The organism is Dehalococcoides mccartyi, assembly GCF_001889305.1.
GTDB classification, from domain to species: Bacteria; Chloroflexota; Dehalococcoidia; order Dehalococcoidales; family Dehalococcoidaceae; genus Dehalococcoides; species Dehalococcoides mccartyi_A.
Window position 1 is genome coordinate 1,055,495 of the sequence record NZ_CP013074.1, and the last position, 15,474, is coordinate 1,070,968.

The window sequence follows — 15,474 nt, forward strand, 5'->3', positions numbered from 1 at the left end:
GCACCCTAGTTTCCCCCGAAAGGATCCGCCCGCTGTTACTATAAACTATAACTGTTCTGATTAATATACGTATGTTTACGTAATTAAAGGACGAATTATCCCGTAGTTTCCTCAGGTATATTTTTTTCGGACATTTCGCACTTGTTTTCCGGAGGGATGATACCTCTTTGCAAAGCGTAACGCAACAATTGGGTTTGGTTACGCAAATCCAGTTTACGCATCATGTTGGCACGGTGAACTTCTACGGTACGGGGTGATATAAAAAGTTTTTCTGCTATTTCGGCACAGGTATACCCCTGTGATACCAGATGCAACACTTCCCTTTCCCGTATAGTTAAAGTTTCATACGGATCAAGTGATGTTGCTTCGGCAGACTTTTCCATATAGGCTTCAATAGCTTTTTCAGAAAGCGGCGGACTGAGATAACGATGCCCAAGCATTGCTTCTCTCACTGACCTTACCAGTTCCTCGGAAGTGGAGTCCTTAAGCACGTAAGCCCGAGCCCCTGCCCTCAAGGCTTCATGTACATAAGCTTCATTACCATACATAGACAAAATTACTACCGCTGTTTTGGGTGAACGTTTGACTACCTGATAAGTAACCTCTATGCCGCTCATACCGCCCATCATCAGGTCAGTTACCAGCACATTCGGCTGCAGGCTTTCGGTCAGGTTTACCGCTTCAATACCGTCTGAAGCTTCACCCACCACATTAAAATCAATTTCAGCCTCAAGCAGTACCTTTAAACCATGCCGCACGATATGATGATCATCTGCCAGTACTATACTTATCATGGCTCGCCTCCGCTAATTCTGTCCTTTTCTTCACTCAAGGGCAGTTCAACTATAATATGTGTACCTGCACCCGGTTTGGATTCTATATCCAGTTTACCACCAAGAAAACGCACCCGTTCTTTCATACCCTTTAAACCGCTTGACATACCGGTAGCACGCTGGGCAGGGTTGAAGCCTTTGCCTTTATCCTGAATAACCAAAGCCAGATGGTTTTTATCCGCCTTCGCCCGCACAAGCACGTTGTCAACCCCCGCGTAACGTACAACATTTGTAAGAGCTTCCTGAATAATCCTGTATACAGCAGTGCCCAACTGGGGAGAAAACTTGCGTTTAAGACCGGCATGCTGGAAATTTACGTTTATACCCGTCTGGCTGGTAAAACGATCAAAATACCAGAGTAAAGCCGGCAGCAGACCCAAATCATCCAGCATACGGGGACGCAAATCAAGTGACATATTTCTGACACTGCTTATAAGTTCACTAACCAGAGGTTGAGCTTCGGCCAGTAATTCCTCTGCCTTGTCAGGAAGACCATCTTTTGCTTTATCCAGCATCAGTTTCAAAACCGTAAGCGATTGCCCCACTTGGTCATGCAGTTCACGGGCGATAATTGACCGCTCTTCTTCCTGAAGCTCAACCAAACGCTGGGAAAGGGTATGCAATTCGTATTCCGCAGCCTTCCGCTCACTTATATCACGCGACGCCCCCAGTATACCCAGAAAATGGTGATTTTCATCATACAGCGGGCGCATAAGCGTCTCGGTCATTATTATCTTGCCGTCCTGCCGCATAACATCCAGTTCCAGCGGGTTTACAATAAGCTCAGACCCGGTTTTGCGTACCTGCTGATATACATCCAGCAATTTTTCGTAAGATTCGGGGGTAAATATCATGGAAATATGTTTGCCCAATATATCCTCAGGGTAATAGTTGAGCAGACGGATAATGGACGGGGAAAGATAACTGGTATTTAAATGTTCGTCAATAGTCCAGATAAATGCCACCATGTTATCCGCCAGCAGACGATACCGTCTTTCGCTGTCCCTCAGGGCTTCTTCAGCCATTTTTTGTTCGGTGACGTCCTGAACAGTACCCAACACCCGCAGGGGAATACCTGTATCGCTCAGGGTTATTTCCGCCTGTTCATGCACATACCTCAAATGTCCGTCAGGCCGTATTATGCGGTGGTCTGTATTTATCTTCGATCCTGAAATTATGGCCTTTTGGGCTTCGGACCGTACAATATCCCTGTCATCAGGGTGGATCATTTCCATAACCTGTTTCAAACCCGTGATACCGTTTTTAGGAGATAAACCGAGTATATTGTAGACCTCATCTGACAGCAGCAGTTTATGCCCTAAAAGGTCATAATCCCAATTGCCGATATGGGCAATCCTCTCTGCTTGAGCCAGCAAACCTGCCTGATACCGCAGAATTATCTGCTCCATCTGGCTCCGCTCCGTAACATCATGGAAAAGGGTCAGCTTGGAATTGCTGCCATCAGGGTTTTTAATAGGTGTAGCCATAAGTTCATAATCCCGCTGGTTGTGCGGAGAATGCCACTCCCAGCGAACAGTCTGCCCGCTTAAAACTTCTTTGTTTTTGCAATATTCGCAGGGACTGCTGTTGTTGTGGAAATAGTCATAACATTTTTTGCCGTTTATAGGCCCGAACTGGGCCATAAGCGGCGGATTAACATACTCTATTTCATAGTCAGCATTTACAATATAAACCCCGTCTTCCATAGCATCCAGTATGCCCCGCAGCTTATCCCTCTCCAGTTTCAGGGCGGCGTCAGCTTTTTTCCTCTCGGTGATATCGCGGGCTACCGAAATAACCATAAGCTGTCCGCTCAACTCAAATTGCTGAATATTAACTTCAACCGGTATAGAAGTACCATCACGGCGTATATGCCTCTGTTCAGTAATAACCCTACCTTCTTTTTTCAACATTTTGGTGGCGTCAGCCATTGCCCCGGTAGAAGCAGGGGCATCTATCTGGCAGGGAGACATATTTAACAACTCCTGGCGGCTGTATCCGAGACGCTTGCAGGCTACCTCGTTAACTTCCACAAAATTGCTATTGCAGCCGTCTGGAGTTATGTAATATACAAAAACCGCATCACCAAAGCTGTTAAACAAAAAGCGATAGCGCTTTTCGCTTTCTTCCAGCATTTCGCGAGTTCGGTTGCTCCTGAAAGCGATAGCGGCAAGCGAGCTAAAAGAAGCGGCTACCCTGATATCGGATACATCAAACCCGCCTGTCTTGTTGAAAAGAGCCATCAGGCCAACACTCCGCCCGCTAAGACGCACCGGAGCAAAAAGAGCATTTTTTAAATCAGGGTAAGCGGCCGTATAAAATTCATTATCATTTTCAGCTGCAAAGTTGTTTTCCAATACAGGCTTTCCACTGAAACAGGACTGTAAAGCCAATCCGCTAAGAAGCACAAACACGGGAAGTTCCGGCTGATTTTTTGTGCTATCAAGGTAAATGATACGGCAAACTCCATCCTCTATATGCCCCACAAAACCGCTCTGGCAGGAGGTGATTTTCTTGCAGGAAGAATACACTGCCATAGCAGCTTCCGTAAAACCGGTATGCTCCAGTATGGCACGTGACGCCTCAAGCAGTGCCGTCGTTTCACGGGTACGCCGGCGGGTTTCCTCCAGTGAAAATTTCAAAGCCAATTCCATCTGTTTGCGGACAGTAGTCTCTAACAAGGAAAATATCAGCCCTTGAACCCTCCCACGGGAGTTTTTGATAGGCACCAAGCTCCAATCCCAGTAGGTAGTACCCCTCCACGGCTGGTCAGAATACTCAAAAGGCTTGTCATGAAATTCCACGGATTTGCCGGTTTTAACTACCCTCTTAAAAATTGCTTCGTTTTCAGTACTAGGGAAGAGTACAAAATGGTTTGCACCTATCAGTTCATCTTCCGTATGTCCGCAATTTTTTACGTATGCTTTATTTGCTTTAACAAAGTTGAAATCTCTATCTAAAAAAACCAGCTGGGCGGTTGTATTATCCATAATAGACTTAAGAGATTGGTTGTCACGAGATATATCATCCCTTATTTCCTTATCCTGCAAGGCAGTGGCTTTTAACATTTTTTCCTGTTTGGAAATAATGTTTTTATACTTGCTTATATTTGAAACTACCATCAATACACCGTTAAAATTGTTACCCTTCCCGAATGGCACTGAAACGTGGAAAACTACCCAGACCAAACGCCCGTTACCCTTCCTTAGCTGAAGCTCATAACGGGATGAAACACCTTTTTTATGCCTTTCCCATTGGGCAAGAATAATTGGTATATAGGATTTGCCTGCAAGTTCAAATATACTTTTGCCTTTGAGTACATCAAGCGGATAGCCGGCTATTTGGCTGAAACGGGGATTAACCAGCGTTATCCGTCCTGCGGCATCTGTGAGTATTACTCCCTCACCTGCAGTTTCCGCAATACGGCAACAGGCTTCTAAGGCATCCATTGCATTTTCCTGTACAAAACCCCCGGAAGATGTACCGCGAGTATTACTTAAAATCTGAAAAGACGCACCCGAAGATACTCTTTCGGAAGAACAAAGAGCGGTCTGGTTTGAAAGCAGTTTATCGTAGCGGCACTGCAGATCTTCAAGCTCTGCAACCAGCTGGGCATTGGTTTTGCGAATGTTACCCATATCACCCCCAGAAAACCAATTGTTTTAATTTTAGGCTATAAGTAAACTGGTAACAAGACATTTTTTAACACTTATGCCCCTTGTATCTAAATTAAACTCCTAATCTTCATTTATGCTACAATGCCCTCTGAATATGAACGAAATCACACCCGGAATAATTGAAAATGTCTGCCTTGAAGAAGGCCAAAGCTTCGGGCTGACCAAAGTAAGCCTGACAGATAGTACCCTTGAGGTTTTTGGGGGTATTAAAGGGGAAACAGTAGATATCCGCCTTTTTACCCATAAAGCCGGCCGGGGTTATGCCCAAGTAATAAAAGTACATACTCCTTCCTCTGATAGGATTGCCCCGTCCTGCCCGTATTTCGGTGATTGCACCGGTTGCACTTTCCAGCATATAAAGTACCAACATCAATTGAATCTGAAGCACAGGATAGTCTCTGCTGAGTTTGAAAAAGCAGGTCTGCACAGTCTTAATATATCACCTGTAATCCCTTCAGATGATAAAGGCGGTTACCGCAATCATGCCCGCCTTTCCATTTATCATGCCAATCTGGGTTTTGTAAACCGCTTTTCACGCCGCCATATACAGGTAGACCAATGCCAGATAATGAACCCCGGCATAAACAGGGTATTAGGAGAACTGCAAGGCAAATGCGGCGAAACCCGCCAGCTTTCCATCCGCCACGCAAGCAATAAGGATAGCTACCTTATCCAGCCTAAACTGATAAAGGCTGACATAAACATCGAAAGCGGTCAAAAAGAGTACCATGACCTGCTGATGGGGCATGATTTCTGCATATCCGCCGCTTCGTTTTTTCAGGTAAACAACCCGCAGGCAGAAAAAATGGCAAAGCTTATTAAAGAACACCTGAACCTAAGCGGCAGTGAAACACTGGTAGATGCCTATGCCGGAGTAGGTACATTTGCCGTACTTCTCAGCCCAGACTGCAAACGGGTAATAGCCATTGAGGAATCTGCCGCCGCTGTTAAAGATGCAAAGCTAAATATTTCGGGCATAGACAACATTGAACTTATCCAATCCAAGACAGAGGACGTTATAAACCGGTTTGAGGGACAGATGGACGCACTCATACTTGACCCATCCCGCAGCGGTGCCCACCCGTCTGTCTTAGCCACCATATGCCAAAACCCGCCCCGGAATCTGGTATATGTGGCCTGTGACCCTTCTTCATTGGCCAGAGACCTTAAAATCCTGCTTGCCGGCCCGTTTGAACTTTCACAGGTAATCCCGGTAGATATGTTCCCCCAGACTTACCACGTGGAAACCCTGGCCTTACTTAAATGCAAAGGATAGTTTCATCGATTTAATTAACCGTAAAGTGGGCTTTTATGAAAACTGTAAAAATAACCGATATCAGCCAGATACCACCTGAATATATGAATACCCCCATTGCCGAACTTATCGGGTATCAGAATCTGGGCAAGGAATTACATGCCTGTCACTCTGCCCGTCTGCTTGTAGGCATGTGCATGGATAACCGGAAACAGCTCCGCATACCCGAAAACTTTGCATATATACTCCGGACCGGCGGAGCAAATCTGCGAAACAGCGAGTTCAAGGTTTCGTACGCAATAGCCATAGGTGAAATCAAACATATAGCCCTTATCGCCCATAACAATTGCGGCATGGTAAACTTGGCTTCAAAGAAATCTCAGTTTATAGAGGGGCTTTGCAAAAATGCCGGCTGGAACAGGGACAGAGCCGAAGAACACTTTATGAACTATGCCCCGATGTTTGAAATTGACAACGAAGCTGAATTTGTAGTTGCGGAGGCCAAACGCCTGGCGGATAAATACCCCGGCATAATGGTTGTACCTCTTTACTACAGCCTTGAGGATAACCTGCTCAGCCTGATCTCAGATTAAATATGAGGCACGAAAGCAAGTGGAATTATGTCTGATAATCCAAGCGGCAAACTCCCTGAAATAATTCTGGCGTCAGCCTCACCCCGCCGACGCCAGATACTAAGTGAAATGGGCTTGGCGTTTTCAGTTTGCCCCTCACAAGCCGAAGTATCCCCTGACAGTTCGGCTGAACCTGCCGGATTTGCCGTTTTAAATGCAGAAACTAAAGCCAAAGATATTGCCGGCAAATGCAGCCACGGACTGATAATAGCCGCAGATACCGTAGTGACAGATGATTGCGGCATACTCGGCAAGCCTGCATCAAAAAAAGAGGCTTTAGAATATCTGCTGAGGCTGGGCGGCAAGAGCCACAAAGTAATAAGCGGCGTTTGCCTTCTAAATACCGCAAACGGCCAAATTCACTCCGCCTCCTGCCTTAGCACCGTTATTATGCGCCCTTTTACTGCCGCTGAAGCCCAAAGCTATGTAGAAAGCGGCTTACCCATGGATAAAGCCGGTGCATACGGCATACAGGACGGCGAATTTAATCCGGTGGAAAAGATAGACGGGTGTTACCTGAATGTAGTGGGGTTGCCTGTTTGTACTTTAGTGCGTCTGCTGAACAAGGCGGGTTTTAACCCTAAACTTGCCCGAAGCTGGCAGCCTGAGGGAGATTGCTCTCTTTGCCGCATTTACCGCACCGAAATATCCCGATTACTTTAGTCTGCAAGGCTTTCCTGCGGCTAAACCCTGCAGTGCAGGCACAACCTATCGGGAGGAGTTATCTATCGGGTATGTTTTAAGGCAGGTACTGCAGGTGCGGTTATGAATGCAGATTATCCCTCCGCATTCTGGGCAACTAAGACGTTCTTTTTCACGGGCAAAAAATGCCTCAAAACCATTCTGTTTCAAAAACAGCCCGTTTTCAATCAGGCTGAGGCCGTAACGTAGTCTATACCTTTTGTCAATATTGACAATCAAACGGCAGGGAAACACACCGCAAGCAGCACAAGCATTCACCTCATGCTCTGCGGCACATGCTTTTATACGGCAATTCCGGCAGCTATCTGACTTAGTTCGGCTGTCAGTAAAACATCCCGGACAGACCTTTTTTTGCATAATATGAGCCTTGCAGCCGAGGCAGTTTATACCGCAGGGGGCAATTATTTCTGGGGCTGAAGTTTCAGGCATTTCCATATTGTTTACTCCACGCCAGTCATTTGCTTAGTTAGCGTGATTATAGCGGTTGGTAATAGGCAAACGGCGGTCGCGTCCGAAAGCTTTGGAAGTTATTTTAATGCCCGGGGGGGCCTGACGGCGTTTATACTCACTACGGTCTACCATTTTGACCACCCGTTTTACAATACTCTCTTCAAATCCAAGTGCCACAATCTGGTCTATGCTTTTATCCTGTTCTACATAAGCTTCCAAAATAGGGTCAAGTACTTCGTATGGTGGCAGTGAATCAGTATCAAACTGGTTGGGTTTAAGCTCGGCAGATGGCGGTTTGGTGAGCACATTATGGGGTATCAGCTCAAAGCCGGCTGATTTATTGCGGTTGTGAGCCAGGCGGTAAACCAGCACCTTGGGAACATCCTTGATAATGGCAAAACCGCCGGCCATATCACCATACAGGGTACTGTAGCCTATAGCGGTTTCGCTTTTATTACTGGTATTAAGCACCAGCCAGTGAAATTTATTGGAAAGGGCCATAAGCAGATTACCCCGGATACGCGCCTGAATATTTTCTTCGGTTGTGTCAGTTTCAGTTCCGGCAAATACTTCTGAAAGGGTACTCAGAAATGATTTGAAAATGGGGCCTATGGGGATTTGCAAGGTTTTTATACCCAGATTTTCCGCCAGACGCAAACTGTCTGAAATACTGCCCGCAGAAGAATAACGGGAAGGCATAATAACTCCCACTACATTATCCGCACCCAAGGCATCTGTGGCTATAGCAGCTACCAAACTGGAATCTATCCCCCCGGAAAGACCGATAACCACCTTCTTAAAGCCATTTTTATTTATGTAATCTTTAGTACCCAGTAAAAGCGCCTGATAAACCTCTGCATCAGCATCCAGAGGAACACTGTCACTATTTTCAACCGGCAGTTTTGGCTCACTAAGACCTGATGCCGAAACAAATATAGAGTCCGGGACTTCTATATTTATATCCCTTTGTACAGGCGAAATAGGGATATCCAGGTCCAGCACCAGCAAATCTTCCTGAAACTGTTTGCCCCTTAACACCAGATTGCCATTATAGTCAAAAACATTGCTGGCACCGTCAAATACCAGCTCATCCTGCCCGCCTACCATGTTGGTGTAAGCAATATATACCCGGTTTTCCCGGGCACGGTTTGAAAGCATTTTTTCGCGCTGATTTCTCTTGCCCAGATGATACGGCGAAGCACTTATATTAATAATAAGTTCCGCTCCCTTGCTGGCTTGGGCAGTGGACGGACCGGAAGTAAACCAAATATCTTCGCAAATATTTACTCCTACCTGCAGTCCGCAAATGGTGTACACTGGACAGCGGTTACCCGGCATAAAATAGCGGTTCTCATCAAACACGCCGTAATTAGGCAAAAATATCTTATGATAGCTGTCTATCAAACAGCCGTTATGGATAACAGCAGCAGAATTATGAAGGCCGTCGCTTGAATTTACATACCCTACAACTACCGTAATACCCTGTGAAGCTTTTATTACCGCATCCAGCGCATGCAGGTTTTCTTCCACAAAGCGGGGTTTGTGCAGTAAATCTTCCGGAGGGTAACCGCAAATAGCCAGTTCCGGAAAGGCTATCACATCAGCACCCAGTGAACGTGCTTTTTGAATATTGCCGACAATACAGGCAGTGTTACCTGCTAAATCTCCCACCACACTATCAATTTGCGCCATTGCTAAACGCAGTTTTCCCATATTGCCCTCATATATAAAAAAACAGGGTCTGGTATAGGCTATTGTAACCTATTTCCCAGACCCTGTGCCAATTTATTTAGTAAAGGCTATAGAACGGGCAGATATCTCTTAAGTTCCCAGTCCGTAACAGCCATGCTGTACTGAGTCCACTCTATTTTCTTGTTAGCAATAAATGCCTCGTGAACATGTTCACCCAAAGCTTCACGCATCAGGGCGCTGCCCTCAGTCAGCTTCAGGGCTTCCAGCAAACTGCCGGGCAAAGTACCGATGCCGCGTTTAGCACGCTCAGCTTCGTTCATCTCATAGACATTCTCTTCTATGGGAGCAGGAGGAGTCAGTTTGTCCTCAATACCCTTAAGACCGGCGGCCAGCATAACGCTGAAAGCCAGATAAGGGTTACAACCCGGATCAGCAGAGCGAAGCTCTATGCGGGTAGATTTTTCATGTCCTGGTTTGTACTCAGGTACACGTACCAGATCAGCCCGGTTGCGCCGTGCCCAGGAAAGATACACAGGAGCTTCAAAACCGGGTACAAGCCGTTTATACGAGTTAATCCACTGGTTGGTGACTGCGGTAAATTCGGGGGCATACTTAAGGATACCGGCTACGTACTGCTTAGCCATAGGTGACAGATAGTAGGAATCTTTGGCATCAAAGAAAGCGTTTTTATCACCCTTGAAAAGACTCTGGTGAGTATGCATACCGGAGCCATTTACAGAAGCTACAGGTTTGGGCATAAAGCTGGCATGCAATCCATGACGCAAAGCCACTTCTTTGACCAGCAGCCTGTAAGTCATAACATTGTCCGCCATGGTTAAAGCATCGGTATAGCGGATATCAATTTCATGCTGGCTGGGAGCGACTTCGTGGTGGGCATATTCAACTATTATACCCATATCCTGCAAAGCCACTATGGTTTCGCGGCGAAGGTCAGTTGCCAAATCACGGGGAGTCAGGTCAAAATAGCCGCCTTCATCTAAAAACTCGGTTGAGCGGTCATTCTTGAAGTAAAAATACTCCAGCTCAGGCCCGACATAGAATGTAAGACCCATATCAGCCGCTTTTTTCAGGTTCCTCTTAAGGACGTAGCGGGGGTCACCTTCAAACTGCTCGCCGGACGGATGTTTGATATCGCAAAACATCCGGGCAACCTGATATTCGCCATTAGACCAGGGCATAATCCGGAAAGTATCCGGGTCAGGCAAGGCAACCATGTCAGATTCATCTATACGGGCATAACCTTCAATAGAAGAACCGTCCAAACCCATACCGTCTTCCAAAGCCCTTTCAAGCTCGTTATAGGCAATGGAATAACTCTTCAAGGTGCCTAAAATATCAGTAAACCACAGGCGGATAAACCGTACATTATGATCCTTAGCCGTTTTAAGAACGTACTCTACAGATTCTGCCCTCGTCATTTCTAACGTATCTCCTTTTATTGCCGGGGAAATATTTTCCCCAAATCAGTTGTTTAGTCTACCAGTTATATATTTCAGTATTATTTCACAATTGTTTCAGAAATGTTACGTCTCGTACAGTCTAGACTGCTTCAGCGCCTGTTTCACCTGTACGGATACGTATTACCTGCTCAACCGGCATTATGAATATTTTACCATCTCCGATACGTCCGGTTCGAGCAGCCTTGACAATGGCATCAACTGCAACCTGGCAGTCATCATCATGGCAAATCATTTCCAGTTTCAGCTTGGGCAGGAACTCTACCCGGTACTCACCTACTCTCCATTGCAGCGGAACGCCCTTTTGCTTTCCGCGTCCGCTTACTTCGGTTACAGTCAGCCCGGCAAATCCTGCCAGTTCCAATGCTTTTCTAACAGATTCCAATCTTTCTTCGCGGATAATGGCTTCTATCTTTTTCATCTTAAACTCCCACCATAAGCCCGTTCAGAGTGCTGGGCAATATCAAGCCCTATCATTTCTTCGGGTTCTTTAACACGCAGACCTACCAGCTTATCCACAACCTTGGCTATTATGAAGCTGCCAACGAAGGCAAAGCCGGCTGTAACAGCCACACCCAAAGCCTGTTTTAGGAACAGTTCCACGTTACCGGACAAAAGACCGTCAGCACCGGCAGAGTTTACTGCTACGCTGGCAAAGATACCTGTTGCCAAAGCACCCCAGATACCGCCTACACCATGTACCGCCATAACATCCAGGGAATCATCAAATCCGCGTTTCATCTTGAATATCATAGCACCGTAGCAAACCAAAGCTGCCACCGCACCGATAGCGATAGCCGCCAAAGGTGTTACAAAACCAGCCGCAGGGGTAATAGCTACCAAACCGGCAACTGCACCGGTAACAGCACCCAGCAATGATGGACGGCGGTGACGCCAGCTAAGGAATATCCAGCACAGAGCTGCGCTGGCAGCTGCAGTGTTAGTAGTAACAAAAGCATTTGAAGCCAGACCACCGGCAGTTAAAGCGCTGCCGCCGTTGAAACCGAACCAGCCGAACCAGAGCAGAGCCGCACCCAGCATAACCATGGGCAGGTTGTTGGGTTCCATCTGTTCCTTAAGGAAACCACGGCGGGCACCCAGTGCAAATACCAAAGCCATTGCGGAAACACCAGCGTTAATGTGTACAACAGTACCGCCGGCAAAGTCCAAAACACCCAGATTGAATAACCATCCGCCATCACCCCAGACCCAATGGGCAATGGGTGAGTAAATAAGGCAAAGCCAGAGCGCTCCGAACAGGAGCAAGGCGCTAAAGCGGATTCTCTCTACTACTGCACCGGTAATAAGGGCCAGAGAGATAATAGCAAACATACCCTGGAACATCATGAAGGCTAAATGAGGTACAGTAGTTGCATAAGTGTCAGACGGGTCTTGCCCCACCCCATTTAAACCCAGAAAGTTCAGGCCGCCTACCAGACCGCTGATATCGTTACCGAAACCAAGGCTGTAGCCGATCAGAACCCAGAGTACGCCACCCAGGGCCATAGCGCCAAAGCTCATCATCAGGGTGGAAACCAGATTTTTACGCCGGACCATGCCTCCGTAAAACAGAGCCACGCCCGGAGTCATTAGCATGACCAGAGCGGTGGAGACAAGTAGCCAAGTCGTATCGCCGCTGTCCATAACTAAACCCTCCTTCTGTATACTTATTTATATACAGTTTAGCTATGGCAGGTTAAAAACAGATTAACGCCGTATTGCAATCAAATTAAATTTAAGTTTCAGGAATATTACGGTAAAAATGCCAAAGGAGAAAACCGAGAATGTCAAAAACGGCGTTTAAAACGGTAGCCTATGTTACGCACGGTCTCAACAAATGTATGAGAGGAATCTTCTATCTTGCCCCGCAGGCGGGTTATGTGGACATCTACGGTGCGGTCTCCGCCGTAATAGTCATATCCCCACACCTTATTAAGCAAAGCCTCACGGGAAAAAACACGTCCCCGGTTTTGGGCTAAGAATTTTAAAAGTTCAAACTCACGGAATGTCAGGTCAAGCAGCCGCCCTGACAGAGTGACTTCACAGCCAAGGGTATCTATTACAAGATCACCTGCTTTTATAATACCCGGCTCACTCATCCCCCATTTTTCAGCCAACCGCGCCAGGCGGACTTTCAGTTCGCCCATAGAACCGGGCCAGCGGATAAAATCATCCAGCCCAGGGTTAAGAGCAATATTCTCGTAATCATCTACAGGTAACAGACCCATTACCAGCGGATTTCTATCTAAATGAACATCTTCAGGAATTTCCCATTCGGATGGCTCATTTTGCAGGCTGGTAAAATCCAGCAAAATAATATCGGGGGCAACTTCGGATAATAAGGGGTAGGCTAAAACAAAAGAGGCCGCCTGTTTTATTTCAAACCGGTCAGCCTCCAATTCCCTAAGCAAATTACCAATTTTTTTTATATCAGCAGTGATAATTAACAGTTTTAACAACTGGCCCGCCTTAAGTGTTTCTTAATAAGCGTACATCCTGCCATAAGGCCTGAGATATTTCGGATAAAGCTTGTAGAAAGGCCTGGCAGCTATCTCCTCTGCATTATAACCAAAGTGGAGAGCAAATTCATCAATTAAAGGGCGTAAAGTTTTCCAGTCTGCCTCATCCAACTCAGCAATAGCCACTTCTTTGCCAAGCTGGTGTTCCTCAACCTTGCCGCTCATATATATTACACCGCCATGCATGCCCGTGCCTATAAAGTTGGCCTTGTGGGTTTCGTTTTCCCCAAGCCCCAAACCCAGTACTACCAGCACGCCTCCAGCCATGTACTCACCCAGAAAGTCCTGAGCGGTATTCCCGATAACCAAAGAAGGTTTTTTATCCTGATAGGCTTTCATGTGAATACCGGCACGGTAACCTACGTAATCACGTACAAAGAGTTTGCCGCCGCGGGCAGACATACCGAATATATCCCCGCCATGCCCGTGAACGACAATACAGCCATTATTCAGAGTATTGCCGCAGCAATCCTGCACATTGCCGTTTACCGTTATGCTGGGGCCATCCATAAAAGCTCCAAGGTCATTGCCGGGTGTGCCGTTTATGGTTATTTTAAGGTCACCTTTAAGGCTGGTACCGATATAACGCTGGCCGCAGGCATTGTTAAGCTCCAAAGAGCGGACACCCTGATTTACCAGCTCTGCCAAACGGGTATTAAGCTCACGGTAATAAACACCGTGCAAATTTACACAGGCAGTATCCTGGTTTTGTTTCACTTCAATGCTATTCATTTATTCACCTGCCGCCCTTACTCCAAGAATTTTCAGCTCTTCAGCGGATAGACCTACACCTCGCAGATGGAGGCGGTTGCCTCTGAGGCTTTCAATAGCATTTACGCCCAAGCCGCCCAGCATATCTTTAATCTCAAGGCTCCAGCCGCGCAGCAGATTGGAAAGGCGTTTAGCACCTATCTCAGGGTTTATACGCTTGGTTAAAGCTAAGTCCGAGGTACAAATACCCCAGGCACATTTGCCGGTATGGCATTGCTGGCAAAGATGACAGCCTAAAGCTACTAAAGCCGCCGTACCTATATTGACAGCATCAGCACCCAGGGCAATAGCCTTGAAAACGTCACCGCTGTTGCGGATACCGCCAGAAATCACCAGTGAAGCCTGATTACGGATACCCTCTTCACGTAAGCGTGAATCAACCGCCGCCAGAGCCAGCTCAATAGGTATACCCACATTATCACGGATAACCTTGGGGGCAGCACCGGTAGCACCCCGCATACCGTCAATGGTCACTATATCCGCACCCGCCCGAACTATACCGCTGGCAATAGCCGAAACGTTATGTACCGCCGCAATCTTTACCGAAATAGGTACGCGGTAACGGGTGGCTTCTTTAAGCGCATATATAAGCTGAGACAAATCTTCAATAGAGTAAATATCATGCTGGGGAGCAGGGGAAATAGCATCTGTCCCCATGGGTATCATACGGGTAAGTGAAACATCAGCACTCACCTTTTCACCGGGTAAATGGCCGCCAATGCCGGGCTTGGCACCCTGGCCTATCTTGATTTCCACTATACGCCCTGAATTAAGGTAATCATTTTGAACGCCGTAACGTCCTGAAGCTACCTGGACTATGGTGTTATCTTTAAATTCCATCAAGCTGGAGTGAAGACCGCCTTCACCGGTATTCCACATAGTGCCCATATTTTTAGCTGCCTGAGCCAGAGAACGGTGGACATTCAGGCTGATTGCGCCGTAAGACATGGCAGAGAACATAACCGGCACATCTATTTTCACCAGGGGGGTAATGTTTTCTTTCACATTACCGCAATTATCAAAAGCGGCTTTTTCAGGCCTGCGCCCCAAATAGGTGGTAAGTTCCATAGGCTCACGCAGAGGATCTATGGAAGGGTTGGTTACCTGTGAAGCGTTTATAAGCAGTTTATCCCAGTAAATGGGTTTAGCCTTATCCATGCCCATACCGGTAAGGAGAACGCCGCCTGTTTCAGCCTGCTTGAAAATATCCTCTATCATTTCGGGCGTCCAGTTGGCATTCTGGCGGTATTCCAAAGGATTATTCCGCACGACCAGTGCATTAGTGGGACAGAAGGTCACACAGCGGTGACAACCCACACAGTTCTGGTTGCGGACCTTTATCTGGTCATCATCTTCGTCGTAATAGTGGGTATCAAAGCTGCATTGAGTTATGCAAACCTTGCACTTGATACAACGGTCTTCAATCCTGTCTACTATAAATTTAGAAGGTAAAAATGTCTTCATC

Annotated in this window: 13 protein-coding genes; 3 read left to right on the top strand and 10 right to left on the bottom strand. The window is 46.8% G+C overall.

Annotated elements, in window-relative coordinates; translation table 11 throughout:
* Positions 1-95: 95 nt before the first annotated feature.
* Complete coding sequence (locus tag ASJ33_RS05865) at positions 96-794, bottom strand: response regulator (RefSeq protein WP_023652456.1); 699 nt, start codon at positions 792-794, stop codon at positions 96-98.
* On the bottom strand, positions 791-4,471 hold the full coding sequence (locus tag ASJ33_RS05870) for a PAS domain S-box protein (RefSeq protein WP_041331093.1): 3,681 nt from the start codon (positions 4,469-4,471) through the stop codon (positions 791-793). The genes ASJ33_RS05865 and ASJ33_RS05870 overlap by 4 nt, the downstream gene beginning before the upstream one ends.
* Positions 4,472-4,604: 133 nt before the next feature.
* On the opposite strand from ASJ33_RS05870, the gene ASJ33_RS05875 reads away from it, so the two are divergent.
* From ASJ33_RS05875 to ASJ33_RS05885, 3 genes are read left to right on the top strand one after another with little or no spacing between them, the layout of a single operon-like run.
* Positions 4,605-5,786 carry a class I SAM-dependent RNA methyltransferase gene (locus tag ASJ33_RS05875; protein ID WP_041331095.1) on the top strand — a complete coding sequence of 394 codons (1,182 nt, stop codon included), beginning with the start codon at positions 4,605-4,607 and terminating at the stop codon, positions 5,784-5,786.
* A 35-nt stretch (positions 5,787-5,821) separates the two neighbouring features.
* Positions 5,822-6,358 carry a carbonic anhydrase gene (locus tag ASJ33_RS05880; protein ID WP_041331097.1) on the top strand — a complete coding sequence of 179 codons (537 nt, stop codon included), beginning with the start codon at positions 5,822-5,824 and terminating at the stop codon, positions 6,356-6,358.
* Between the two features lie 27 nt (positions 6,359-6,385).
* Complete coding sequence (locus ASJ33_RS05885; RefSeq protein ID WP_041331098.1) at positions 6,386-7,060, top strand: Maf family protein; 675 nt, start codon at positions 6,386-6,388, stop codon at positions 7,058-7,060.
* 45 nt (positions 7,061-7,105) lie between these two features.
* On the opposite strand, the gene ASJ33_RS05890 is transcribed toward ASJ33_RS05885, so the two are convergent.
* The 8 genes from ASJ33_RS05890 to ASJ33_RS05925 all read right to left on the bottom strand — a co-directional run bounded on the left by ASJ33_RS05890 (position 7,106) and on the right by ASJ33_RS05925 (position 15,473).
* On the bottom strand, positions 7,106-7,534 hold the full coding sequence (locus ASJ33_RS05890; RefSeq protein WP_023652461.1) for a DUF3795 domain-containing protein: 429 nt from the start codon (positions 7,532-7,534) through the stop codon (positions 7,106-7,108).
* A 27-nt stretch (positions 7,535-7,561) separates the two neighbouring features.
* On the bottom strand, positions 7,562-9,262 hold the full coding sequence (locus tag ASJ33_RS05895) for an NAD+ synthase (RefSeq protein ID WP_041331100.1): 1,701 nt from the start codon (positions 9,260-9,262) through the stop codon (positions 7,562-7,564).
* 86 nt (positions 9,263-9,348) lie between these two features.
* Positions 9,349-10,680: a glutamine synthetase family protein gene (locus tag ASJ33_RS05900; RefSeq protein WP_023652463.1), complete on the bottom strand. Its 1,332-nt coding sequence runs from the start codon at positions 10,678-10,680 to the stop codon at positions 9,349-9,351.
* A gap of 121 nt (positions 10,681-10,801) precedes the next feature.
* The gene (locus tag ASJ33_RS05905; RefSeq protein ID WP_041331102.1) at positions 10,802-11,140 is read right to left on the bottom strand and encodes a P-II family nitrogen regulator; all 339 of its coding nucleotides are present in this window, start codon (positions 11,138-11,140) and stop codon (positions 10,802-10,804) included.
* Entirely contained in the window at positions 11,137-12,363 is a 1,227-nt protein-coding gene (locus tag ASJ33_RS05910; protein ID WP_041331104.1) for an ammonium transporter, read from the bottom strand. The genes ASJ33_RS05905 and ASJ33_RS05910 overlap by 4 nt, the downstream gene beginning before the upstream one ends.
* A gap of 143 nt (positions 12,364-12,506) precedes the next feature.
* Entirely contained in the window at positions 12,507-13,178 is a 672-nt protein-coding gene (locus tag ASJ33_RS05915; protein WP_041331106.1) for a response regulator transcription factor, read from the bottom strand.
* A 21-nt stretch (positions 13,179-13,199) separates the two neighbouring features.
* Positions 13,200-13,970: a hypothetical protein gene (locus ASJ33_RS05920; RefSeq protein ID WP_041331108.1), complete on the bottom strand. Its 771-nt coding sequence runs from the start codon at positions 13,968-13,970 to the stop codon at positions 13,200-13,202.
* Positions 13,971-15,473 (bottom strand): glutamate synthase-related protein, encoded by a 1,503-nt coding sequence (locus ASJ33_RS05925; protein WP_012882216.1) that lies wholly within the window; start codon positions 15,471-15,473, stop codon positions 13,971-13,973.
* Between the last annotated feature and the right edge of the window lies 1 nt (position 15,474).